The sequence below is a fragment of the Bacillus sp. CGMCC 1.16541 genome, assembly GCF_003184905.1.
GTDB lineage: Bacteria > Bacillota > Bacilli > Bacillales > Bacillaceae_H > Priestia.
Genome location: NZ_QFRU01000011.1, coordinates 81,786 through 107,100 on the forward strand (window position 1 = coordinate 81,786; position 25,315 = coordinate 107,100).

A 25,315-nucleotide genomic window follows, 5' to 3' on the forward strand; every position below is an offset into this window, starting at 1 on the left:
ACTTATCAAACTTGTTTCTATCATAGCGCTTTTGGGTTATTTTTTAAATAATTTGAATCTTAACACAAAAAAAGAACTGAACCAAAAAAAGGTAAATAACACCCCAGTTTGGCTCAGCCGCTACGTTCATATTAGACTTTCGGAAAAAACAGCTCGACCGTCGTCCCTTTATTCAATTCGCTCTCGATGTTCACTTTTCCGTTATGCGATTCAATAATTTTAAAGCTGACCATTAGCCCTAATCCTGTTCCCTTTTCTTTTGTACTATAAAAAGGTTCCCCAAGTCTTGCTAATCGTTCTGGTGAAATGCCCAAACCTTGATCTACAAATTGAACAATGACTCCGCTTTTTTGCTTTTTCGCACAAACGTGAATATCTCCACCATTTGGCATCGCTTCAATCGCATTCTTTAAAATGTTAATAAACACTTGTTTTAATTGATTTTCATCACATCGAATAAGTGGCAAATCCTCTTCAATCGTTGATAGAAGCGACACATTATTCAAAATGGCTTGCGTATTAAAGAGTGTCATCACATCTTTTAACAGAATGGATACATCCTTTTGATGAAAATCCATCGCTTGTGGCTTTCCTAATACTAAAAATTCATCCACAATCGCGTTAATTCGCTCTAACTCTGACTCCATAATGTCAAAGTAATGTTGACGCTCACCGCTCTCTTCTTTTAATAAGTGAATAAACCCTTTAATTGATGTGAGTGGATTTCGAATTTCATGAGCAACACCAGCCGCTAATTCTCCGACTACAGCTAGCTTTTCAGACCTACGCAAAAGCTCTTCTGCTTCCTTACGATCCGTCACATCCGTTGACACAAACAGCGTTTGATTTTCTCCGTACTGAACAGAGTAAAAAGGAACTTCAGTTGTTTCAAGCCAACGAATAAGTCCATCTTTGTCTTGGAATTTCGTCTCATGCTCACAGCGCCCTTCTTGTTCACAACAGTGGTCTTTCTCAACGGAGAATAGCACCTCATCCATACTCTTTCCTAATAACTCTTCTACACTTACACCTAGTAATCTAGCAAAAGACTCATTCACAAGTGTAAAACGACGTTCAGGATCAATGGCATAAATATAACTTGGATTCACATCCATTACTTTTCTTAAGAACTCCTTCTGTTCATTAAGCTGTTCTTCTTTTAACTGCAAGCCAATTTTAGATTCTCTCACGTAATGAACCATTTCATTAAAGCGACTCGACACAACACCAATTTCTGTGTTGTCTACTTGGTCAATCGTTCGATACAAATCACCTTTTGCTACCTGATCCACGGCGATATATAACGTTCGAAGCGGCCGTAAAATTTGCTTTGCATACAACGCGGTTAAAATAGACAGCAAAATAAATGTAATGAGCGAGATTGTCCATAACGACTTTTGAAATGTCTCATATGGCTCGTAGACTGCTGCGACAGGAACTTGGGCCACCACTCCCCAATCTAACACAGGGATGTACTCATAAGAGGCAAGCATCGGGATATTCTCAATGTTCTTCGTTCGTAAATAACCCGACTCTTTGTTCATCAGTTTTTGAACCACTTCACTTTCGGTTACATCCTCACCAATTCGACTACGTACAGGATGAGAAATCACCCGACCTTGACGATCAACAATGAATGTATAACCATCACTACCAATATCAAACGATTGGAAGATCGATTGAAAGTTTGAGTTTTGTTCAATGCGTAGCGTCAAATTCACAACCTTTTGAACCTCTCCATCTCCCTGTAAAATAGGGACAGATAGGACAAGGATGTATCGTCCCGTATCCGCAGAGATGACATCACTTAAATGAGGCTTCTTCTTCGCTGTCGCTTCTTTCACATACCCTCGACTACTTAAATTATAATCTTTCATCTCTCTCAAATCGTTTGGATAAAAACTTCGAATGTAACCTTTGCTATCGACAATCGTTCCGCTATCAATATACGGAGATATCGTCGCTATCTCTCGTAACTGTTCATTCAGCACAGCTGGTTCATCAGATTTGAAAGCATCATTTGATTGAATATACGTAGACAACCCTTGTATGTCTTCGACGACAAACGAAATTTGATCCTTTAGCCGTAACACCGTTTCATCTGTTATCTCATGAAATTGATCACGTGAAATATCAGGTAAAATAACGCGAGATACGATAAACATTAACGCCAGCAAACTTAAAATAATGGCGACATTAATGAGATAAATTCGCCAAAAAATGCTTGATTTAAACCATTTCATACTTATTCCCCTTAACCTGTCCTATCGTCTACATTCTCACTCTTACTTCTCTAAGCAGACTATGATTTTGACTTTCGAATGATCTGGTTAATGACCTCGGAGAACACTAACCCCATCGCAATCGAACCGGAGATCATTAATGCCTTGGCAGCCAATTGAACAGCTTGATTATAATCATTTTCCACAAAATTCCTCATCGCATCATAAGCCAATCCACCAGGAACCAATGGAATAATACCTGCTACATTAAAGATGATGATGGGCGTTTTATAGATTTTCGCAAACATTTGACTCACAATCGCTACAAATATAGAGGCAATTAATGTCGCAAGTACACTGTCAAAGCCATTATAAACAAACAATGTATAAATGAGCCAACCACCCATACCAGCTAACCCACACTTTAGCAAAGACTGCTTCGGTGCATTAAAAATAACCCCAAACGCACCAGACGCAATAAAACTCGTCACCATTTGCTCAACTATCATACATACTCCTTTCAATTAAAAAACGAAAGTACAACGGCAATGCCGGAGCCAATTGCAGAAGCGGTTAAAAAAGCTTCCGCTCCCTTAGAGATTCCTGACACTAAATGACCAGACATTAAATCTCGTACTGCATTTGTAATAAGCAAACCCGGAACAAGCGGCATCACGGAGCCAATAATAATCTTATCTAATTCATGACCAATTCCGACTTGAATAAATAAAAACGATAAAAAGCCAATGACTAGTGATGCTGAGAATTCAGCAAAAAATTTAATTTGAACGATGTAATGAAGGTAGAGAAGACATGAAAAACCAATCCCTCCTGCAATCATCGCTGGAATAAAGTCTTGCCATAATCCATCAAACATAATGAGAAAACAACCGCTCGAAATAGAGGCAGCTGCAATCTGTACCCATATCGGAAACATAAGATTACGGTCTTTAATCTCTTCTAATAACTGGTGTGCTTCTTGTAATGAAACTTGTCCACCACTAATATTACGAGAAATGCTATTTACAAGTGTTACTTTACGCAAGTCTGTTGTACGCTCTGAAATACGAATTAACTTCGCCGGAGCCATCCCATTAGCTGAAAAGACAATTCCTGTAGGTGTGACATAACTATGCGCATCATTAATCCCAAATGAAGCCGCAATTCGTGTCATCGTATCTTCTACTCGTCCTGTTTCAGCTCCACTTTCTAACATAATCTTACCTGCTAGTAAACACACTTCAATAATTTCATATGTTTGATTTTGGTTACTCACCATCGATCATCTCTCCATTAAGAACTCTTTCGCACTTGCAATAAAAACGAATAAACCCATTATGTCCTTAACAAACAAACCTATTCGTACACCCTATCTGTCATCATACCAACAAAAAAATGCGCCTGTCACTACTTCGGCGCATTTTTTGAAAAGAAAGAGTTATTTTTTTACATAAACAGCGAACTTATATACTTGCTGTATGGCTATCTTCGTGAGCTCTTGCCATTAACTCGTATTGACGTGCTCGCAATTCGAACAGTGTTAATGGATCATAATAAGCTTCTGGATTCGCTCGCATCTCATCTAATTGCTCTTGATGCTGCGCAATTTCTGTTTCCGTTTCCGCTACTAAGTCTTGTAACTTAACAAACGGTTCTTTAAAGAAGACATTAATATCAATTTCTAATGACTTCTCAAATAAATCAAACTGAAGGAAAAACTTATTAATGATTGAGGCTGTCACATCCTCGTATGTTTCACTTTCAATATACTTTTTATAATTGTTTTGCAGTAACGACTTATTTTGTGAAATTGCCCCAAACAATTTCCCTGCACTTTTTAAAATAAATTGTGTTGGTTTAAAGCGAAGCATAATGTTTTCTTCATCTATCTGAATTCTCGTTGTCATACGATTCACATCACGACGCCAATCATCAAGCACTTTAAAATCACAATGCAATCTCATTCTTGTTTCTTCGTATAAGTCGTTAAACGTTTCGGCCATTTCTTCTAAATACGTTTGACCTTGCTCTAATTCTTCATTTGAATAATCAATCCACTCAGCCATCTCACTTGCAAACACTGGCAACACCTTTGCTTGCAAATGCTGATGAATTTTTTCATTCATTTTATCGTTAAGCACGACATGAATTTGACGGAAATCACTGTCTTCTGTAATCACATTTGAACATTCACGTAAAAGCATCGGAATGTCTTTTGTCAGTTCCACTTTAAGACTTTCTTTAATTTTACGATATGACTGGACAATTGCTTCCGCTTTTTCTTTTTCTAAGTCTGTGAAATTGTGAATAAAACCGTTTAGTCTTACTAACATATCTTCATTCCACTTAATTGAATCGACTAAATAATTTTCCATCTCTACGCGCTTTTCTAATAGAGCTGTCAACGTTTTACGGATAAAGAATAACATTTTTAGCGCACGCTCTTGTTTTGAATGCGGTGTGATCGTATTAAACCCTGATTGAACAAACTCTGTTAACTCTTGCAGCTGTTCTCTCACTGAATAAAGAGATGAGTAAGGGAACACTTTCGCACTTGGAAAATATTCGTTCACACGCCCTTGTGTATCTTCTAACATTTGGACAGCTTCCACTTCATTTCGATACACATCCATCTTATTGAGAATAAAATGAATTGGTAACTCTTTGTATCGATCCTTCATTTCAACTAAAATATCACGCTCTTTATCTGTAAATGGTTCATTTGCATCCAGCATAAATAACAGTCCATCTGCAACTGGTAAATAGTTTGACACTTCCCCTTTCCCATTGAATCCTGGGGTATCAATGAATGAACAGTTTGTTTTCGCTAAAAAGTCGCATGGTAAATTCAACTCAACAAATGGTTCGTTACGATCAAGTTGTCGACTCATTCCACCTGTATCTTCAAGCTCTGATAAATCAACTAATGATCTTGATTCAAGCTTGCTTACTTTTCGAATATCCAGAACATCTGCATCTGATACAACGACTGGACAAACGACATCACCTAGTCGATCTTCATCTAAAACGGAGTTGATAAACGATGATTTTCCTACACCTTCTGAACCAGCCACTAAAAGGTGATTCGTTTTCACATCCGTTACTTTATCAACCCACCAAATTGATTTGTAATCTACTTCTAAACCATTTCGCTTCGTCCAACTTATAATCGATTCAAATAAATCTAAACAATAATCAAGTCCATCCACATTGTTCTCCGAATAGAAAATAAAGCTGCCTGCATCACTAACAACCGCTTCTGGAATTGATGAAGGATAAAGCTCTGTCCATGCTAATACAGCTGCTGATGCAAACAGAGACTCTGCTTTTCTTGTTGTTCGTAACCAGTTTGCTAGTAGGTCTGGTACGAGATCTTGTAACTCTTTAATGAAATAGCGTCCTTCAATTAACGAACAATACGTTTCTTCGAATAGATAAGGAACCTCTTTCCATTGATCTGCTTGTTCCAAATCAACACGTAAGAACACACCATTGACTGTTCGAATCCAATCCATGTATAACGCTTGATTTCGATAATGGTTCCATAAAGAAACAACGAGCTTTTCAAAGTCTTCTTGACTCACTGCGTACAATGTCTGTAACACTTGTTCAAAATAATCTGGTGTCACATGAAGGATATATCTTTCTTCTACGTAACGGTGCAACACTTCAAACCACCCTGTTGATGCTGTACGAATCGACTCGTTTACGGCTAAATCAAGTGCATGATCGTAATCGTCTTGTTCCTCATAAAACGTACGCGCAATCTCGGTCACATTCGGATAATCAGGATTAAATGAAACTGCATCTTTGATAACTTGATGAGCGCTATCAAACTTACTTTCCTCTAAATAAAGTGAGAATAACTGAAGTGCGACTTCAGACGTTAATGTTTCACACTCAGTATCAATCGACGTATAAATTTCTTCCGCAATGGATAACTGATTCATTTCATAATAAGCATCGGCAATGTTTTTACGCGCCCATTGTTGAAGCTCTCCTTGAATTTGCTCCCATTTAAAAATTGCCGCTTCGTAATCTCGGTGATGAAAATAAATCTCTCCTTGTGCAAAACGAATCGGAGATAAATCATACATTTCTTTCAGTTGTTCCTCTACAAATAAATCTCCTACAATTCGAATTGGGTGACGAGAGTCTGTCTCTCCGATAAAATCTTCATAATATGACTTTCTAATTAACGGTTGTTTCATTGTCATAAGCGCCCTCCATATCTATGTAAACATTCTCGTTAGTGAAAAGGTAACCGATTCAATAAGTCAAACTACATCATATACCATGTAAGGCAAGAAACGAATGAGTCCATTCTCTTAAAACCTCCGTACCACACATGGGTCAAAATCCTTTTGTCTTTCTTATTATTTTAACAGAAATACACCGTTAGAAAATTTCATTTCCGTTTCAATTTCCTTCTGTTAGACCTTTGTTACCGGCTGTATTTATTTAATAATTAATGCCCAGCTCAAGGTTCCTAAGATTTCTAGGAACATCGAACGAACAGCTTCAAGTCTAGAAACCCATAAAAAAACCTCTCTACACGATTCGTTTACAAATGATGTAGAGAGGGTGTCATTAAGAAGATATTGTAGGATTCGAGTTTTCAATCGTTGGTGATTTCTTCAACCTTACCTTTCCATTAAGTGAGAAGTTCGTCCAAATACGTAACACTTTTTCAACTCCATCATGGACATACCGACGTTCAAGCAAGAGTTGGAAATGGAACAACCATTTACTTATCCTTTCCTATTAAAGATGAGAAGCCATCTTTCTAGACCGTTACACACCTATTCATGCAACATTCGTTACTTTGATAACTAACCAATGTTGCATATTCATTTATAAAGAAGTACGTGCTTTTATACGAAAATAATCTCTTCCGTCCCACGATACTCCCTCGGTGATAACCCCACGTATTTCTTAAACGTACCGCTAAAATAATTTGGTGTGTTAAACCCTAATTCTTCCGCAATCCGTTCGATTGTATAATCCGTATGCCGTAACATCCACACTGCTCGCTGAAGACGAACAAACGTCACATACTCCACAAAATTCAAGCCTGTCTCTCTTTTAAAAAAGCGGCTAAAGTACGGAACGCTTAAGTTAATATGATCGGCTACTTGTTTAATCGCCAAATCTTCTGTACAGTGTTCAGAAATATAGTCAATACACATTTGAATTTGTGTATCTTTTGGAATATCTTCATAATACCGAAAATCAATTCGCTTATAAGGTGGTGTACGTCTGGCTTTTCGAGCTTCTCGGTAAGAGTGATTCAAAGACAATGGCTCTCGGTAAACTGCTCCTACACCGATATATAAGTAAATGCCATACTGTTGCACTAATTCGTCGATAATACGTAAAATAATTTGTTCCCCTTCTTTCCAATGATTCAGCGAACCACATCCTTCAGGAACTTGTAACAGCATGAGAATGTGCTTTCGATAAGAAAGAAACGATAAATATTTGCCACACTGATTAAAGCGCTTTCTAAATAATTCTTGAATAAGCATGGACGCTTGCCATCCCTCTTGCTGTTTTCGCTCTGGATCACGTACAAAACCTTGGACGAAACAAACGACATTCGGTACCGCTTCACCTGGGAGAAACGAACGAGCTTGAATGAGCTCTTCTTCCATCGTGACATCTCCCCTTAATAAACGACGAAAAAAAGCTTCCTGAAACGGCAATGTATGATGATTTGAATCTTGATTTGGCCGCAGTTGTTCATAGATCTCACCATAGTTTAACAGCGCCTTTTGTTCACTAGCTAGTTCTCCAAGTGCTCGTTTTATATGTCGAAGAAACAAACTTCTTTTAACAGGTTTCACAGCTAAATAATCGAGTTTACACTCAACGGCTAAAGGTGCTGTCGCTAACAAAGAAGCGTCTAACAATGTGATAATCTTACACTCTTTATACTTCTTACGCAGACGATACACGTGCACCCAATCAAACAACTTACGCACTTCGACAATGATAATATGTATCTGCTTCTCATCTTCTCTCTCTCGTAACACACATAACTCTTGATATTCTGTTAACAACCAATCTGCTAACTGATTATGTTCTCTTTGATCTTCTATCAACAAACTCACACCATACACCCTCGATCCCCCCTTGCCTAACTTTCAAGCTCCCCTAAAGCTTTTCCTATTCTTATTCCGTCTCCTAGAAGAGAAAGATACAAGAGTAGGTTAAATATTTATACATTTCTGATAATTTTCTGTAAGGTATCTCTTTCCATTATAACGTACAATCAATTTTATAGTATAGAGCTTAGCCGTAAGAAAGGAGGAATTAAGAGAAACGGCAACGCTTAAAGGGATACAAAGGGGGAAAATGAATGGCTGCTGAATACAAAGAATATGAATATGTGGAATCAGGGACAATCGATGTGCGTGACCTAGAACCACTCGATTCCGAAACAAGTGAAATTATGAAAAGTGAATTTAGCACAGGTTTTAAGCTCACAATCTTCTATTATGTCTTTATCTTGACTATTCCTATCTTAAACTGGTTTGCAAGTGATTTTATGTTTTCAGATATGTGGGGAGGCATGACAATTACTTGGTTCTTTACGAGTATTGTGGCAATGGCCATGGCTTTTATCATCGCTTATATCCACACGTCACTCTATGAAAAGCGCTTAAAAAAATACCAAAGCCAAACGGAACTTTCTTCACCTCCGCAGGAAAGGAGCATTAACTAATGTTAGAAACGCTACTTGAACCAAAAATGCTACTAACGATTTTATTAATGGGAACAATCGTTTATATTACGTATTTAACAAAGCGAAATACAACTGCTTCTGACTATTTCGTAGGTGGTCGTAGCTTCGGTTGGTTTACGAACGGTTCAGCAATTGGCGGGGATTATTTAAGTGCTGCTACTTTCCTAGGTATTGCAGGTTTGACGTATCAACTCGGATACGATGGCGCTTATTACGCATTCTGTTTCTCAATCGGTTTAACATTACTTGCGATTTTCGTGGCGGGTCCACTTCGTCGATTTGGCGCTTACACAGTAGCCGACTTCCTCGCTTATCGCTTCCATAGTAAACGTGCTCGACTTGCAGCGGTTGCCGTTGTATTAGCGATCTCTGGTTTCTATGCAGCACCACAGCTTCTAGGAGCTGCACAGATCTTAAGCATGTTCTTTGGAACAAGCTATGAATTCGGAATTATCTTTACATGTTCAGTTATGATTTTCTATGTTGGTGTTGGTGGGATGAAAGGAACAACTCTCAACCAAGCACTTGAATTATGGATTCGTCTTGGTGCATTCGTTCTGATGGTAGGAGCTGCAATTTATGGTGGCCTACACTATCAAGAGATCTTAGCATCAATTAATGAATTCAAAGGTGTGATCACGGGTACAGGTCAGTACGCAGCAGATGGAAAAGATGTAGCATTTGACGGTGACACATGGACAGGTACAGGGAACTACTTCCCATCGTTTTGGCAAACTATTTCGATGACAATCGGTCTTTCATTAGGAACGATTGGTCTTCCACACATCCTTCTTCGTTTCTACACAAATCCAAGCGCAAAAGCAGCTCGTAAGTCAGCTCTTATGGCGATTGGAATTGCAAGCGTTTTCTTTTTATTCGCAGTATACCTTGGTGTAGTAGGTCGCTCTATCTTCTTAAGCGGAACAGCTGAAGGTGCTGTTATGAAAGATTTAGTTTCAGGTGGTAACAACATGGTTGTTCCTTCTACTGCGCAAGCTTTAGGTGGAGAATGGTTACTAGGTCTTGTTATCGCAGGTGCTTTCGCAGCTGTATTCTCAAACCTTTCAGGACTATTCATTGCAAGCTCTGGTGCTTTAGCACATGATTTATATGCAACGTTCTTACGTAAAAACATTACTGAAAAAGAACGTGTTGTCGCTGGAAAAATAGCAATCGTTATACTAGGTGTTTTATACGGCGTTCTTGGTCTAATGGTAAAAGAAGCTTCAATCGGTCATTTAGTGGCACTTGCCTTTACCGTAGCAGCAAGTACGTTTACACCAATCTTTATTTTAGGTATTTGGTGGAGAGGCATGACAGAAAAAGGAGCTATTGCCGGATTGGTCATCGGTCTACTTAGCTCAATGTACATGATTTTCTTACCTACGACGTTACCTGAATTTCTACAGTTTAGAGTACCAGGTTTAATCACGGTACCAATTGGATTCTTATCTGTTTACATCGTATCGAAACTTGATCGTCAAGTACCTGCTGATGTAAATGAATTCATGAAAAAAGTTCACTCAAAAGAATCAGAAGTGGCTTAATACCCTGTAATACAAAAACCTCTGCATACCGTCCAACGGATGAGATGCAGAGGTTTTTTCTCTTACTTTATACCCTAGTCTTCATCTTTCACATCAATATCGTCCGGAATGGGCTCACTTAAGATTTCTTCAATGAGCTTTCGATACTTCTCTACTTGCTCTAAATGCGTGTTGAACTGCTCTTTGTTAACTAAATATTGATCTCCGTCATGCACTGCGCGAATTTTTTTCTGTTGAATCAATGTTTCAAGATAAGATTCTGGTAAAGATAGATATTCTGCAAGTTCCGTAATCGTTACGTACATCTAGATCAACCCTTTCTACCAGAATCTTATTCACTATCTTTTAGCACTAACTTTGCGATCGCTTCACAATGCGTCGTATGAGGGAACATATCAACAGGTTGAATTTCAACCGTCTTATAGCCCCCTTCTTCTAACACTTTTAAGTCGCGAGCTAATGTTGCTGGTCCACAAGATACGTACACAACACGCTTTGGTTTCATCTCAATAATCGTGTTTAAAAGTGCTTCATCACAGCCTTTACGTGGTGGGTCCACGACCATCACATCTGCTGTAATCCCTTCTTTATACCAGTTTGGAATGACGACTTCTGCTTCCCCTACGGCAAACTCAGCATTTTCAATCCCATTTAACACTGCATTACGCTTTGCATCTTCAATCGCTTCTGGCACAATTTCTACACCGTACACTTTCTTCGCCTGCTGCGCTAAGAACAATGAAATTGTCCCTATGCCACAATACGCATCAATAACGGTTTCTTCACCTGTTAAATTTGCGTATTCGAGTGCTTTGTCATAAAGCACTTTCGTTTGTTCAGGATTCACTTGATAAAATGATTTAGCCGAAATCGCAAATTTTACATCGCCAATATAATCATAAATATATTCTTCGCCCCAGATAACATTCGTTTCATCTCCTAAAATGACGTTTGTCTTCTTAGGGTTAATGTTATGAACAATCGACTTAATAGCCGGGATTGCGGTTGTGATTTCTTCAATCAATTGATTTTTATGCGGAAGCTCCGCTGTTCTTGTCACAACGACAACCATAATTTCACCAGTCACAAGTCCGTAACGAGCCATAATATGACGAACAGCCCCACGGTGTTTCGCCTCGTCATAGGCACGTACGCCATACTTTTCAAGTATGCCCTTTACTTCTTGTACGACTTTGTCATTCTCAGCTTGTTGAATGAGACATTCATTCATATCGATAATGTCATGACTACGTTGTTGGTAAAAACCAGCTACAAGCCCACCCTCACGCTCTGCAACAGGGACTTGCGCTTTATTACGATAACGCCAAGGATCCTCCATCCCTAACACAGGATGAACAAGTACGTCTTTGAGCTGACCGATGCGTGTCATCACTTCTTTCATTTGCTTTTGCTTAAATAAAAGCTGACCTTCATAGTTCATATGCTGAAGCTGACAGCCACCACATTGCTTATAAACAGGACAAGGCGCTTCTACACGATATGGGCTATCTTCTATTCGTTCGATTAAACGGGCAAATCCATATCCTTTTTTGACTTTCATGACTTTTACTTTCGCTTTTTCACCTGGTAGTGCATTTTGAATAAACAAAGGAAATCCATCTACTTTAGCGACACCAGCACCGTCATGCGTTAAATCTTCAATATATACATCAATAAACTCATTTTTTTCTACAGGTGGTTGATTTATCTTCATTTCATTACATCCTTTTTTTAAACATGGTGAACTGATTGTACCATATTGTGATCTTCCTTCAAAAACATCACATAAAAAAGACCGCGATTAGGCGATCTCATTTTTCTCCATTAATTCGGCTGTTTCTTTTGGTACAAAAATCTCCACATGTCGATATAAATTGACAAATTCCCCAGGCAATAACCCGCCAAACTCGCCATCTAAATTCAACTGCATTTTCTCTTTCGTATTTACCTTCACTCGATTTGCCTTCGTATAGATGATATGTGGATCGTTGATATGCTCACCACGAAGAGCGAGTGTCGCAATACGAATAAAGTCAGCTAAGTTAGCTTTCTTTAAAATAATTAAATCAAACATTCCATCATCAAGTGATGAATCTGGTGCTAGCTTTTCAAAGCCACCGACTGAATTGGTAAGGGAAACTAAAAACAACATAATTTCACCATCAAAAAACTTTCCATCGTATTCAATTTCAACAGAAGTTGGTTTAATAGAAGGTAAGATTTCCATCCCTTTTAAATAATAAGCGAGTTGACCTAACATGGTTTTTAACTTACTCGGCACTTCATATGTTAACTCCGTTAGGCGGCCGCCACCTGCGATGTTAATAAAATAATGAGTATTGCCATCATTCGTTACACAACCTAAATCAATTGGTTTCGTAATACCGCCGACAATCACATCACACGCCGCGTCAATTGTACGTGGTACATTAATGGCACGAGCAAAATCATTCGTCGTACCAACCGGGATAATTCCAAGCTTCGGACGGTAGTCTTGTCCAGCAATTCCATTAATTACTTCATTGATGGTACCGTCTCCACCAGCTGCGATTACAACATCAAATCGGCGCTCAACGGCGGCTTTAGCCGCCTCAGTTGCATCTCCAGCACACGTTGTAGCGTGACAAGAGGTTTCATAACCGGCTTTCTCTAGCTTCTGTAAAACTTCTGGCAAATGCTTTTTAAATAACTCACGACCAGACGTCGGATTATAAATAATTCTTGCTCTTTTCATCGTCATCATCCTAATAATGATAATTTTTCACTAGTTGTTAGTATCGTATACTCTATGTTGTTTCAAACCTATTTATTAATTCTTTTTTTTAGAATAGCAATACCCTCTCCAAACCGAAGTAAGCACGACTTAAAGAGGGCTAACAAAAACATATTATAAAGAAAACAACACAAATATACAATCATCCATCTATGATGTCACACCTAAAATTTAAAACTTAATCGTTTCGTCATCATCTTGTTACGAATTAGCAAAGAAAATTCTTCCAATATCATATCGTAAAAAGTACCCTCTTATCATAAAGAGGGCACTCGTTCATTAACGTTGTTTAATTTCCTCAAGTAAAATCTTGTTTACCATCGGTGGGTTTGCTTGACCTTTTGACGCCTTCATAATTTGACCAACTAAGAAGCCAATTGCACGGTCTTTCCCATTTTTAAAGTCTTCAATTGATTGAGGGTTCGCATCAAGCGCATCTGTTACAAACTTACGTAATGTCGCTTCATCAGAGATTTGAACAAGACCTTTGTCTTTGACAATCTTCTCTGCGTCTCCACCTTTTTCAATTAATTCTTTAAATACTTTCTTCGCAATCTTCGAAGAAATGGTACCCGCTTCAATTAACTTAATCATGCCGGCTAAGCCTTCTGGTGTTAACGCAACATCTTCAAGCTCTTTCTGCTCTGCGTTTAAGTAAGCTGATACTTCACCCATTAACCAGTTCGATGCTAATTTCACATCAGCGCCTTTTGCAATCGTCGCTTCAAAGAAATCTGACATTTCTTTTGTCAGTGTTAGTACCATCGCATCGTACGCTGGTAAACCTAATTCTTCTACATAGCGCTTTTTACGAGCATCTGGAAGCTCAGGAATTTCAGCACGGATACGCTCTTTCCACTCGCTATCAATGTGTAATGCAAGTAAATCTGGCTCTGGGAAGTAACGATAATCATCAGATCCTTCTTTTACACGCATTAAGATTGTGTTCCCTGTTGACTCATCAAAACGGCGTGTTTCTTGTAGAATTTCTCCACCTGAAAGAAGAACTTGTGCTTGTCTTTTTTCTTCGTGCTCTAAACCACGACGTACAAAGTTAAATGAGTTTAAGTTCTTTAATTCCGCTTTTGTACCGAATTTCTCTTGACCATATGGACGTAAAGAAATATTCGCATCACAACGTAAAGAACCTTCTTCCATCTTACAATCTGATACGCCTGTATATTGAATGATTGATTTTAATTTCTCTAAGTACGCATACGCTTCTTCAGGAGAACGCATATCTGCTTCAGATACAATCTCAATAAGAGGTGTTCCCTGACGGTTAAAGTCAACTAATGAGTAGCCGTCACCTGTATGCGTTAATTTACCTGCATCTTCTTCTAAATGCAGGCGGTTAATTCTGATACGTTTTGTTTTACCATTTACTTCAACTTCGATCCAACCGTTCTCTCCAATTGGTTTATCAAATTGAGAGATTTGATAGGCTTTTGGATTATCTGGATAAAAATAGTTTTTACGGTCAAACTTTGTATCTGTTGCGATTTCACAATTTAATGCCATTGCCGCCTTCATCGCAAACTCAACCGCTTGTTTGTTTAGGACAGGAAGAACTCCTGGATAACCTAAATCAATGACGCTTGTATTTGTATTTGGATTTGCTCCGAATGCATTCGGACTAGCAGAGAAAATTTTTGATTGTGTCTTCAGTTCCACGTGCACCTCAAGACCAATAATCGTTTCAAAGTTCATTTTTATCTCACCCCTTACAGTGCTGGTTTCGCTTTATGATGCTCAGTTGCTTGTTCAAATGCATGAGCAACACGATAAATTGTACTTTCATCAAAGTGCTTCCCGATGATTTGTAGACCTAATGGTAATCCGTTTGATAACCCACAAGGTACAGAGATACCTGGTACACCAGCAAGGTTGACAGGGATTGTTAAAATATCATTTGCATACATCGTTAATGGATCTTTCGTATTCTCACCAATCTTGAACGCTGGTGTTGGTGTTGTTGGTCCAATAATGACATCATATTTTTCAAATACGTCTTCAAAGTCTTTCTTAATTAGCGTACGTACTTGTTGTGCTTTTTTATAGTAAGCATCGTAGTAACCAGAGCTTAATGAGAACGTACCAAGCATAATACGGCGTTTCACTTCATCTCCGAAGCCTTCGCTACGTGTTTGTTTGTACATCTCAATTAAGTTTTCAGCGTTGTCCGTACGGTAACCGTAACGTACACCATCAAAACGCGAAAGGTTTGCAGATGCTTCTGAAGAAGATAGTAAGTAATAAGTAGCAAGTGCATACTTAGAGTGTGGAAGAGATACTTCTTCCCAAGTTGCGCCTAAGCCTTCTAACACTTTTAATGCATCTAATACTGATTGACGTACTTCCTCGTCTACACCTTCGCCTAGATACTCTTTAGGAACCCCAATTTTTAATCCTTTTACATCGCCTGTTAATGCAGAAACGTAATCTGGCACCTCTACGTTTGCTGATGTTGAATCCATTTCGTCTAACCCAGCAATCGTTTGAAGTAAATACGCATTATCTTCAACAGAGCGTGTAATCGGTCCAATTTGGTCTAAAGAAGAAGCGAATGCAACTAAACCAAAACGTGATACACGGCCATATGTAGGTTTTAATCCCACAACTCCACAATAAGCAGCTGGTTGACGAATCGAACCACCTGTATCTGAACCTAATGAGAATGGCACTTCACCTGCTGCAACAGCCGCTGCTGAACCACCACTAGACCCACCTGGCACATGATCAAGATTCCATGGATTGCGCGTTAACTGTAAACCTGAGTTTTCAGTGGAAGACCCCATCGCAAATTCATCCATATTTAATTTACCAATTGTGATTGCTTCAGCATTTTGAAGCTTTTTCACAACAGTCGCATCATAAATTGGATCAAAGTTTGCTAGAATTTTACTTGAGCATGTTGTTGTTAAGTCTTTTGTTACGATGTTATCTTTCACACCAATTGGCATCCCGAATAATAAGCCAAACTCATCTTTCGATTGTAACGCTTCATCTAATTCTTTTGCGTAAGCGCGCGCTTTATCTTCGTTTAGTGCTAAAAATGCGCCTACTTTATCATCTACCTCGTTAATACGCTTGTACGACTCATCTACTAGGTCTTGTACGCGAACTTCTTTACTATGTAAAAGCTTATGCAGCTCAGAAATTTTACGATCAAATAATGACATCGTAAAGCCTCCTTCCTTACTCTAAAATGGATGGTACACGAACGTAACCATCTTTGTGATCTGGTGCGTTCTTTGTTACTTCTTCGATTGTAAGACCTTTACCAGGCTTGTCTTCACGCATAATATTCTTCATATCTAATACGTGTGATGTTGGTTTTACATTCGATGTATCTAATTCATCTAATTGTTCAGCGTATGTAATGATTGCATCTAATTGCTTCGCAAACATTTGAGCTTCTTCTTCTGTTACCGCTAATCTTGCTAAATGTGCAACGTGTTTTACTTGATCAACAGAAATTCTTGACATTTTCTTTCACCTCCGAGTATTCGTCCCATTGCAATATACTGATAATACCAAAGAACAGTAGCATCAAGCAACATTTGTAATAGGAGTTATCTAAAATTAAAAACACCCTGTCAGTGCAGGCAGGGCAAGAGGTAGACAATTCTATTTTATACCATTTTCCATTTTACCAAACTCTTGTAACCTCTCTTGATTAGGTGCTTTTGTTACTAAACTGATAACAACAATCAAAGCAAGCGTTATCATACATAATTTAGCCTGTAAACGATACAATGACTAGTGGCATAGTGAATAGAAGAAATAACATTGATGACACAATCAAGTCCGTGGCTCATCTCCCCCTCACTATGCATAAATAAATGCATATGTAAATATTCTTACTATAGAGAACCTTAACTACCACTCTTTGTTGGAATCGATATAAGACACGTAAAAGTTCAACAGAATGTTAGAGAGACGTTTATCGAATGGGATTAAAGCATGTTTAATTAGTTCTTATGTATGGGAAACACCAAAAAATCCGACACTGCTAGTAAGCAGGCGGATGCCTGTACAGGAGGAACCGTATGAAAATTAATCAAACATTAAATAAACGAACCATCTATCAACAAGCAGATTCTTGGTATGTATTAGATAAAGAGTTTCAATGGGATGTATCCACGTTAAAACAAACGGTATTTCAATGTATGGATGAAGAGATTCATACCCCCATCGTGTTTTGTGATTCGTGCGAGGCGAATAAGATTGTAAGTGAGTTAGGAGAAGAAGAAGCTGAGTATTTACAACTCGCTTCAGGCATCTATTGGAGAGAAGTAGGTATAATCTTTATCTTTCGTTTTGACGACTACTTACCGTTGCTAGAAACCATCTTTCACGAACTTCGTCACGTCATGCAAGAAAACATTCCTGAATTCAAAGACCGTTTTGAAGTCGACAAACACTTACCTTATGAACAACGACTAATTGAAAAAGATGCCTTTCACTTTGCTAAGCAAACACTTAAAAGATATAAATATAGTCATGAAAACCTAAAAAAGAGAGCCTCAAAGCAAGCCATTTAGCTCTCTTTGAACTCTCTCTCCCTTAATCGCTTTAAATAAACATCCGTCAATAAACCTAAAAAGTAGATTTACATGCAACATCCCTTGCCTGTCTATCCATTGTAAGATTAGACTGTAACAGCAAGGGATGTTATAAGCTGAGCCAAAAAGGGAGGTTTTTACCCCCTTTTATCTCAGCTTCTTCTGGCATTAAAGCGTTTCAGATGTTGTTTTTGCTTGCATATGAAGAAGTAAGTAGTCCGGTCCACCTGCTTTAGAGTCTGTACCTGACATGTTAAATCCACCGAATGGTTGGTAGCCAACAATTGCGCCTGTGCAACCACGGTTAAAGTACAAGTTTCCTACGTGGAAATCTTCACGTGCTTTTTCAATATGGTCGCGGTTATTTGTAATAACTGCACCTGTTAAACCATAGTCTGTGTTGTTTGCAATTTCAATTGCATGATCAAAATCTTTTGCTTTTGTAAATGCAACAACTGGTCCGAATATCTCTTCTTTCATCAGACGAGCATCTGGTGTTAAGTCAGCAAATACAGTTGGCTTGATGAAGTACCCTGTTGAATCATCACCTTCACCGCCCGCAACTAACTTACCTTCTTGCTTGCCGATTTCAATATATTCCATGATTTTATTATAAGCGCTTTGATCGATAACAGGGCCCATGTAGTTTGAACGATCTACTGGGTTTCCAATTGTTAATTCATTTGTTAATTCTACTACGCGATTCAATACTTGGTCATACACATCTTCTAAAACGACTGCACGTGAACAAGCTGAACATTTTTGACCTGAGAAACCAAAAGCAGATGCGACGATTGAACGTGCTGCTAATTCTAAATCGCCTTCTTTATCAACAACAATTGTGTCTTTTCCACCCATTTCAGCAATGACACGCTTTAACCAAATTTGGCCTTCATTCACTTTTGATGCACGCTCATAAATACGCACACCTACATCACGAGATCCAGTGAATGAAATGAAGCGTGTACGTGGATGGTCAACTAAGTAATCTCCAACTTCAGCACCGCTACCTGGAACGAAGTTTAATACCCCTTTAGGAAGACCTGCTTCTTCCATTACTTCAACAAACTTAGCTGCAACGATTGGTGTTGTTGAAGCTGGCTTTAATAACACGGTATTACCCGTTACGATTGCCGCTACAGTTGTACCAGCCATAATCGCAAATGGGAAATTCCATGGAGAAATAACAATTCCTACTCCTAGTGGTATGTAGTTAAAACGGTTATACTCACCAGGACGACTTTCAACTGGCATACCATCTTTGATTTTTAGCATTTGACGAGCATAATACTCAAGGAAATCAATTGTTTCCGCTGTATCTGCATCTGCTTCGTTCCATGGCTTACCTGCTTCTTTTGTTAATAACGCCGAGAACTCATGTTTACGACGACGAATAATTGCAGCAGCACGGAATAAGATATCTGCTCTTACTTCCGGCTTTACTTTACGCCATGTCTTGAACGTTTCATCTGCGACTTGCATCGCTTTTTCAGCCAGCTCTTGGCTCGCTTTTGATACGCGACCAATCACCTCTTCTTTGTTCGCTGGGTTAACTGATACAATTTTATCTTCAGTCGAGATTCGCTCTCCACCAATTACTAAATCATAATCTTGTCCAAGATAACTTTCTACTAAAGCTAAACCTTCTTGATAAGCTTCTTGGTTTTCCTTTGTAGAATAGTCTGTAAATGGTTCGTGTTTGTAAGGTGTTACCATGTTGTAAGCCTCCCCTTCCCTATTAAAGCGTATACATTTCACAATTTTTATTTTAACCGAATATACAGACTTCTTCAAACATTAAAATAGTTTTTTGTGTAAAAAAAATTATTCAAGAAACATTTTTATAATACCTATATTATAATTATCCAACTTTATCGTATTCTTGTGAATCTAATAAACCATAAGGGTTTATACAAAAAAAATCGATTATTACGAAAACCATTGCTTTAACAAGGTTTATCATAATAATCGATTTAGAATAATATCTAACCATCGCTTACCTAGGTCATACTTTCCCTATGCAATTATTCATAAATATGAACAAATGGCTTTTCACTGTCTCGCTCTCGAACAATAACAGCCTCTTGACCACCGACTGAATTAATGTATACCTTCGTTTCAATGTATGGAGGGAAGTGATCAAGCATCAATCCCGTCACATATTGGGTGAATCCAACAACCTCACCTCGACCGTAAAACTGAATCGGAATTTCAATAGAAAGTTGTTGCAGTTGACCATCTTTATAAAATCCTTTTCCAATGACGCTTGTAAAGTTAGGGAAGTAATCTTCAATACGTGCTTTAAACTCATTGAACTTCATAGCATCGTCACGGTGATCAGCTGTTGCTTTTTGAGATGGGAATAAATAATATTTCTCATCAACCTTTTCCCATTTCCCAACTTTCGAATCACCTTTGCCTGCTTTCCCTAATGCAAAGAAGTTGCCTGGGGTAATCGAAGACTTTGGCATTTGTTTAAACAGTGCAACCGTAATAGGTACATCCTTCAATTCATCCATTTGGCGCATACGGCTAATGATCTCATCTGCCATTTCTTTTCCTTCTTTTTCAAGTACTTCTTGCTCAATCGCCACTTCACGTGGATAACCTTGCTCTTGATTGTAATAGTGAACTGAATTCATCGCTAATCCAATCATGACACCGCCAAGTTGTACCTTGTCATCACTATCTTTAATTAAATAGTTTTGCTCTAAGATATGCCCTAAGTATTTTGGACTCTTCTCGTTTTGCTCTGTCAACGAGCCCGCTTTCACCACGACTGGATTTAACCCTTCATTCTTTGCTTTTGCATTTTTCTTCTTTGTTGCTGCAAATTGTTCATCCGTTTGCTTATGACTTAACCATGAACGAATCGTTGTTGCATCTAAATATTGACCTTCTTGGAACAAATATTTATCTGGTGAAAAGTCGGATTGTGCCATGCGCATTAATCCAGATTCAAATTCTTGAATATCAAGACGGTTATTCATATTTCCAACCACTAAGCCTCTTGCCTCTCCCGGCTTAAAAGGAAGAATCGTACGATAATACTCTTCCGAAATACTAAACTTCGGAATAATCGCTTTTTCTGCATTTTTATCTGTTTGCTGTACAACTTCTTCCTCTTTTGAAAAGCTAGGTGCACATGCCGAGGTCACTAACACGACAATAAGAGAAAGTAACAATACTTTTTTCAACCGATATACACCTCTTATTTATTTAATTCTTCAAGCAGTCTTTCTTCGTCCCATACGTCAATTTCTAGCTCTTGTGCTTTCGTAAGCTTTGACCCTGCATCTTCCCCAGCAACGACGAGATCCGTTTTCTTGCTCACACTGCCTGTTACTTTTCCACCTAAAGCTTCAATCTGTGCCTTTGCATCATTACGCGACAATTGCTCTAACTTCCCTGTTAAAACAACCGTTTTTCCAGCAAAATAGGAATTACTATCAGACACTGTTACTAACTTAGGGCCTTTATAAGCCATATTCACACCGTATTGAGACAACTCTCCTAGTAAAGTCATGACTTCTTCTTGTGAAAAATAGGTCACAACTGAATCGGCCATCTTATCCCCAATTTCGTTAATTGCCACTAACTCATCATACGTAGCTTCTTTTAACTTGTCCATGGTCTCAAAGTGCTGGGCCAATGTTTTTGCGGCTTTTGCCCCAACGTGACGAATTCCAAGTCCAAATAAAAGCTTTTCTAGTGAATTTTCTTTTGATTGGCTAATTGCATGAACTAAATTATCAGCTGACTTTTCACCCATCCGCTCTAGTTGAATGAGTTGCTCTTTCGTTAACGTATAAAGATCTGCTACATCTTCAATCAACTTTTCTTTAAACAATTGAGTAATAACCTTTTCACCTAGTCCATCAATGTTCATGGCATTACGTGATACAAAATGAATGAGTCCTTCACGAATTTGGGCTGGACAACTCGGATTAATACAACGTAGCGCCACTTCATCTTCTAAGCGAACTAATTCACTTTCACACTCTGGACAATGAGTCGGCATATTAAATTCTTTCTCGTCACCTGTTCGCTTTTCTGTTATGACGTTTACAACTTCAGGGATAATATCTCCCGCTTTTTTGATCACCACGTAATCCCCGATATGAATGTCTTTTTCACGAATTAAATCTTCGTTATGCAGTGAAGCACGTTGCACCGTCGTACCAGCTACTTGGACAGGCTCTAAAATGGCTGTAGGTGTTAAAACACCCGTGCGACCTACACTTAATTCAATATCAAGAAGTTTCGTGACTACTTCTTCTGCAGGAAACTTATATGCAATAGCCCATCTTGGACTCTTCACAGTCGTACCAAGTTCCTCTTGCTGATCAAAAGAATCAACCTTAATGACAATTCCATCAATATCATAGGCTAAATCTGGACGCTTCACTTGCCACTCTTGAATGTAAGCTAATACCTCTTCAATCGTCTCACACGTTCTACGTTCATTGTTCGTTTTAAATCCAAGTGTATCAAGCAGATTAAGACCTTCACTGTGCGATTCTACACCTGTACTTCCGGCATCAGCAATAGAATAGACATAAATGGACAGGTTACGAGTCGCAGCAATTTTTGGATCAAGCTGACGCAGTGAACCTGCTGCTGCATTACGAGGGTTCGCAAATAGCATTTCTCCTCGTTCTTCTTTTGCCTTATTTAATGACTCGAATGAATGCTTAGGCATATAGGCCTCGCCTCGCACTTCAATCGATAAAGACTCACTAATACGTAATGGAATAGAGCGAATCGTTTTTAAATTTTCTGTGATGTCTTCACCAATTGTCCCGTCACCACGTGTGGCTCCTTGTACAAAATAGCCATCTTCATAACGAAGAGATACTGCTAACCCATCAATTTTCAGCTCACATACATACGAATAATTCTCTCCAACAGCTTGACGGATGCGACGATCAAAATCACGTAAGTCTTGCTCATCGAACGCATTTCCTAAGCTTAACATCGGTGTTTTATGCTCTACTTTTTGGAAGGCATCTAAAATTGTCCCTCCCACACGCTGTGAAGGAGAATCCGTCGTACGAAACTGTGGATACTGCGTCTCCAAGTCAATTAACTCTTTCATAAGACGATCGTACTCAGCATCCGGAACACTTGGGTTATCAAGAACATAATATTCATGGTTGTAACGAGTAAGTTGCTCTTGCAACTCATGAACGCGTGATTTAATTGTTTCAAGATCCATTATTTTGACTCCTTTTCACCACTATACTTTTGTCACCGGTGCAAATTTTGCTAATAACCTCTTAACCCCAACTGGACTTGGGAACGCAATATCAAGTTCTTTTGAATCTCCATCACCTTTTACACTCACAACCGTTCCAATCCCCCACTTTTTATGCTCTGCTTTGTCTCCAACATTCCAACCAATTGCTTCCCCACCTGTGGATACAAGATTTGGACGCGCAACAGCCGCTTGACGACGCTTTGCAAATGGTGAAGTAGCTGCACCACTGTTCATTGGAGATGGTTTCTTTTCGTTTAGAGACTCAATAAGCTCACTTGGAATTTCGCCAATAAAACGTGATTTCGGATTGATATTTGTTTTACCAAATAGTGTTCGCATTTGTGCATTTAATAAGTACAACTCTTCTTCTGCACGTGTAATCCCTACGTATGCTAAGCGACGCTCCTCTTCCATCTCTTCTTCTTCAAATAAAGAGCGGCTATGTGGAAATACGCTTTCTTCCATTCCAATCAAGAAAACAACCGGAAACTCTAGTCCTTTGGCTGAGTGCAATGTCATTAATACAACTTGCTCTGCTTCCTCTTCGTCTTCTTCAAGCTTGTCAATATCCGCAACAAGCGCTAAATCTGTTAAAAAGGCAACTAAACTTTTATCTTCACTGCTTTTTTCAAACTCTTGTGTCACCGATAAAAACTCATCAATGTTTTCTAATCGGCTTTGTGCTTCAATCGTTTTTTCGGCTTTTAATGCTTCACGGTAACCTGTACGCTCTAATACTTGCTCCACAAGCTCTGTTACTGATAAGTAGTCTTGCATTTGTGCGATATTCGCAATCATCGCCTCAAAATCTTTTAATGCACTAATGGCTTTTCCACTTACACCTGTCATCTCTACTTCACGAAGTGCTTTAAACATAGAAATATCATGTGTCGTCGCGTAATTTGCCAATTTATCAACAGATGTTGCCCCCACACCACGCTTTGGCACGTTCACAATACGCGCTAAGCTAATGTCATCATCTTGGTTGGCAATTAAACGTAAGTAAGCAAGAAGATCTTTAATCTCTTTACGATCATAGAACTTAATACCGCCCACAATCGTATAGTTAATATTTGATTTTAAAAGAACTTCCTCCATCACACGAGATTGAGCGTTCGTACGATATAAAATGGCAAATTGACTATATTTACGCTTTCCACTTTCCACCGCTTCTTTAATTTTACGCGCTACAAAGTGAGCTTCCTCATGTTCGCTATTTGCTTCATACTGATAAAGCTTTTGTCCTTCATTGTTTTCTGTCCATAAATTTTTTGCTTTACGGTTCATGTTGTTTGAAATCACTTCATTTGCCGCCGCTAAAATATTTTTGGTGGAACGATAGTTTTGCTCAAGCAAAATAATCGTCGCAGACGGATAATCTTTTTCAAACGATAAAATATTTGTAATGTCAGCGCCACGCCAACGATAAATCGATTGATCAGAATCACCAACGACACAAACATTCTGAAAACGAGCTGCTAACAAACGAACGAGCATATATTGAGCATGGTTCGTATCTTGATACTCATCTACATGAATGTATTGAAACTTGCGTTGATAATACTCAAGTACTTCTGGCACACGTTTAAACAATAAGATTGTCGACATAATTAAATCGTCAAAATCTAACGCTTGATTTTTCTTTAAACGCTTTTCATACTCTTTATACACATCACTGACAATGTCTTCATATGGACCTGCTGCTGTTTTAGAAAAGTCTTCTGCATTCTTTAATTCATTCTTAGCCGAACTAATCGTCCCTAATAGAGAGCGAGGGTCAAATTTCTTTGGATCAATGTTTTTGTCTTTTAAAATGCTTTTTAATACTGATAACTGATCAGTTGTGTCTAAAATCGTAAAATTACGGTTATACCCGATACGATCAATGTCTCTTCTTAAAATACGTACACACATGGAGTGAAACGTCGAAATCCAAATCTCATCCGCTGCTCCACCCACAATTTTAGCAACACGCTCTTTCATTTCACGAGCGGCCTTATTTGTAAAGGTAATTGCCAAAATATTCCAAGGTGCTACTTCTTTTTCTGCCATTAAATACGCAATTCGGTGAGTAAGCACACGCGTTTTTCCACTTCCTGCTCCTGCCATAATTAAAAGTGGACCATCTGTTGCTTTTACCGCTTCTTGTTGTTGAGGATTTAAACCAGTTAACAACTTCTCACTTAAAAAATTCAAA

At 38.6% G+C, this 25,315-nt stretch carries 18 protein-coding genes; 3 read left to right on the forward strand and 15 right to left on the reverse strand.

Going from position 1 to position 25,315, the window contains the following annotated elements; genetic code table 11:
* Positions 1 to 131: 131 nt before the first annotated feature.
* From DIS06_RS12375 to DIS06_RS12395, 5 genes are all read right to left on the reverse strand, one after another.
* Complete coding sequence (locus tag DIS06_RS12375) at positions 132 to 2,243, reverse strand: PAS domain-containing sensor histidine kinase (RefSeq protein ID WP_110113590.1); 2,112 nt, start codon at positions 2,241 to 2,243, stop codon at positions 132 to 134.
* Positions 2,244 to 2,302: 59 nt separating this feature from the next.
* Positions 2,303 to 2,731: a threonine/serine exporter family protein gene (locus DIS06_RS12380; RefSeq protein ID WP_110113591.1), complete on the reverse strand. Its 429-nt coding sequence runs from the start codon at positions 2,729 to 2,731 to the stop codon at positions 2,303 to 2,305.
* Between the two features lie 11 nt (positions 2,732 to 2,742).
* Entirely contained in the window at positions 2,743 to 3,501 is a 759-nt protein-coding gene (locus tag DIS06_RS12385; RefSeq protein ID WP_110113592.1) for a threonine/serine exporter family protein, read from the reverse strand.
* A 184-nt stretch (positions 3,502 to 3,685) separates the two neighbouring features.
* Entirely contained in the window at positions 3,686 to 6,439 is a 2,754-nt protein-coding gene (locus tag DIS06_RS12390; protein WP_110113593.1) for a GTPase domain-containing protein, read from the reverse strand.
* Between the two features lie 657 nt (positions 6,440 to 7,096).
* On the reverse strand, positions 7,097 to 8,344 hold the full coding sequence (locus tag DIS06_RS12395) for a helix-turn-helix domain-containing protein (protein WP_110113594.1): 1,248 nt from the start codon (positions 8,342 to 8,344) through the stop codon (positions 7,097 to 7,099).
* A gap of 239 nt (positions 8,345 to 8,583) precedes the next feature.
* On the opposite strand from DIS06_RS12395, the gene DIS06_RS12400 reads away from it, so the two are divergent.
* Both DIS06_RS12400 and DIS06_RS12405 read left to right on the forward strand, forming a co-directional pair.
* Positions 8,584 to 8,949: a hypothetical protein gene (locus DIS06_RS12400; RefSeq protein ID WP_110113595.1), complete on the forward strand. Its 366-nt coding sequence runs from the start codon at positions 8,584 to 8,586 to the stop codon at positions 8,947 to 8,949.
* Positions 8,949 to 10,517, forward strand: a complete 1,569-nt coding sequence (locus tag DIS06_RS12405; RefSeq protein ID WP_110113596.1) for a sodium/solute symporter — start codon at positions 8,949 to 8,951, stop codon at positions 10,515 to 10,517. The genes DIS06_RS12400 and DIS06_RS12405 overlap by 1 nt, the downstream gene beginning before the upstream one ends.
* Positions 10,518 to 10,591: 74 nt before the next feature.
* Here the strand turns inward: DIS06_RS12405 and DIS06_RS12410 are convergent, their stop codons facing one another.
* The 6 genes from DIS06_RS12410 to gatC all read right to left on the reverse strand — a co-directional run bounded on the left by DIS06_RS12410 (position 10,592) and on the right by gatC (position 16,779).
* Entirely contained in the window at positions 10,592 to 10,822 is a 231-nt protein-coding gene (locus DIS06_RS12410) for an excisionase family DNA-binding protein (protein ID WP_110113597.1), read from the reverse strand.
* A 26-nt stretch (positions 10,823 to 10,848) separates the two neighbouring features.
* Positions 10,849 to 12,231 carry a 23S rRNA (uracil(1939)-C(5))-methyltransferase RlmD gene (gene rlmD, locus DIS06_RS12415; protein ID WP_110113598.1) on the reverse strand — a complete coding sequence of 461 codons (1,383 nt, stop codon included), beginning with the start codon at positions 12,229 to 12,231 and terminating at the stop codon, positions 10,849 to 10,851.
* An 87-nt stretch (positions 12,232 to 12,318) separates the two neighbouring features.
* A complete protein-coding gene (locus DIS06_RS12420; protein ID WP_110113599.1) occupies positions 12,319 to 13,251 on the reverse strand; it encodes a diacylglycerol kinase in 933 nt (310 codons plus the stop codon).
* A gap of 318 nt (positions 13,252 to 13,569) precedes the next feature.
* Complete coding sequence (gatB, locus tag DIS06_RS12425) at positions 13,570 to 15,000, reverse strand: Asp-tRNA(Asn)/Glu-tRNA(Gln) amidotransferase subunit GatB (RefSeq protein ID WP_110113600.1); 1,431 nt, start codon at positions 14,998 to 15,000, stop codon at positions 13,570 to 13,572.
* Between the two features lie 14 nt (positions 15,001 to 15,014).
* Complete coding sequence (gene gatA, locus DIS06_RS12430; protein ID WP_110113601.1) at positions 15,015 to 16,472, reverse strand: Asp-tRNA(Asn)/Glu-tRNA(Gln) amidotransferase subunit GatA; 1,458 nt, start codon at positions 16,470 to 16,472, stop codon at positions 15,015 to 15,017.
* Between the two features lie 16 nt (positions 16,473 to 16,488).
* On the reverse strand, positions 16,489 to 16,779 hold the full coding sequence (gatC, locus tag DIS06_RS12435; RefSeq protein WP_110113602.1) for an Asp-tRNA(Asn)/Glu-tRNA(Gln) amidotransferase subunit GatC: 291 nt from the start codon (positions 16,777 to 16,779) through the stop codon (positions 16,489 to 16,491).
* Positions 16,780 to 17,342: 563 nt separating this feature from the next.
* Here gatC and DIS06_RS12440 point away from each other — a divergent pair.
* Positions 17,343 to 17,837, forward strand: coding sequence for a DUF3920 family protein (locus DIS06_RS12440; protein ID WP_110113603.1), 495 nt, complete (start codon positions 17,343 to 17,345; stop codon positions 17,835 to 17,837).
* Between the two features lie 189 nt (positions 17,838 to 18,026).
* Here the strand turns inward: DIS06_RS12440 and pruA are convergent, their stop codons facing one another.
* From pruA to pcrA, 4 genes are all read right to left on the reverse strand, one after another.
* Positions 18,027 to 19,574, reverse strand: a complete 1,548-nt coding sequence (gene pruA, locus DIS06_RS12445; RefSeq protein ID WP_110113604.1) for an L-glutamate gamma-semialdehyde dehydrogenase — start codon at positions 19,572 to 19,574, stop codon at positions 18,027 to 18,029.
* Positions 19,575 to 19,882: 308 nt separating this feature from the next.
* Positions 19,883 to 21,055: a CamS family sex pheromone protein gene (locus DIS06_RS12450; RefSeq protein WP_110113605.1), complete on the reverse strand. Its 1,173-nt coding sequence runs from the start codon at positions 21,053 to 21,055 to the stop codon at positions 19,883 to 19,885.
* 14 nt (positions 21,056 to 21,069) lie between these two features.
* The gene (gene ligA, locus DIS06_RS12455) at positions 21,070 to 23,076 is read right to left on the reverse strand and encodes an NAD-dependent DNA ligase LigA (RefSeq protein WP_110113606.1); all 2,007 of its coding nucleotides are present in this window, start codon (positions 23,074 to 23,076) and stop codon (positions 21,070 to 21,072) included.
* A gap of 21 nt (positions 23,077 to 23,097) precedes the next feature.
* On the reverse strand, positions 23,098 to 25,314 hold the full coding sequence (gene pcrA, locus DIS06_RS12460) for a DNA helicase PcrA (RefSeq protein WP_343287503.1): 2,217 nt from the start codon (positions 25,312 to 25,314) through the stop codon (positions 23,098 to 23,100).
* Position 25,315: the final 1 nt, after the last annotated feature.

Bases quoted from the DNA above. Each gene is read 5' to 3' on its own strand.
- DIS06_RS12390 (WP_110113593.1), bottom strand. From the start codon at position 6,439: ATGACAATGAAACAACCGTTAATTAGAAAGTCATATTATGAAGATTTT.
- DIS06_RS12405 (WP_110113596.1), top strand. From the start codon at position 8,949: ATGTTAGAAACGCTACTTGAACCAAAAATGCTACTAACGATTTTATTA.
- DIS06_RS12400 (WP_110113595.1), top strand. From the start codon at position 8,584: ATGGCTGCTGAATACAAAGAATATGAATATGTGGAATCAGGGACAATC.
- gatA (WP_110113601.1), bottom strand. From the start codon at position 16,472: ATGTCATTATTTGATCGTAAAATTTCTGAGCTGCATAAGCTTTTACAT.
- pruA (WP_110113604.1), bottom strand. From the start codon at position 19,574: ATGGTAACACCTTACAAACACGAACCATTTACAGACTATTCTACAAAG.
- gatC (WP_110113602.1), bottom strand. From the start codon at position 16,779: ATGTCAAGAATTTCTGTTGATCAAGTAAAACACGTTGCACATTTAGCA.
- DIS06_RS12440 (WP_110113603.1), top strand. From the start codon at position 17,343: ATGAAAATTAATCAAACATTAAATAAACGAACCATCTATCAACAAGCA.
- gatB (WP_110113600.1), bottom strand. From the start codon at position 15,000: ATGAACTTTGAAACGATTATTGGTCTTGAGGTGCACGTGGAACTGAAG.
- DIS06_RS12380 (WP_110113591.1), bottom strand. From the start codon at position 2,731: ATGATAGTTGAGCAAATGGTGACGAGTTTTATTGCGTCTGGTGCGTTT.
- DIS06_RS12410 (WP_110113597.1), bottom strand. From the start codon at position 10,822: ATGTACGTAACGATTACGGAACTTGCAGAATATCTATCTTTACCAGAA.
- DIS06_RS12420 (WP_110113599.1), bottom strand. From the start codon at position 13,251: ATGAAAAGAGCAAGAATTATTTATAATCCGACGTCTGGTCGTGAGTTA.
- rlmD (WP_110113598.1), bottom strand. From the start codon at position 12,231: ATGAAGATAAATCAACCACCTGTAGAAAAAAATGAGTTTATTGATGTA.
- DIS06_RS12375 (WP_110113590.1), bottom strand. From the start codon at position 2,243: ATGAAATGGTTTAAATCAAGCATTTTTTGGCGAATTTATCTCATTAAT.
- ligA (WP_110113606.1), bottom strand. From the start codon at position 23,076: ATGGATCTTGAAACAATTAAATCACGCGTTCATGAGTTGCAAGAGCAA.
- DIS06_RS12385 (WP_110113592.1), bottom strand. From the start codon at position 3,501: ATGGTGAGTAACCAAAATCAAACATATGAAATTATTGAAGTGTGTTTA.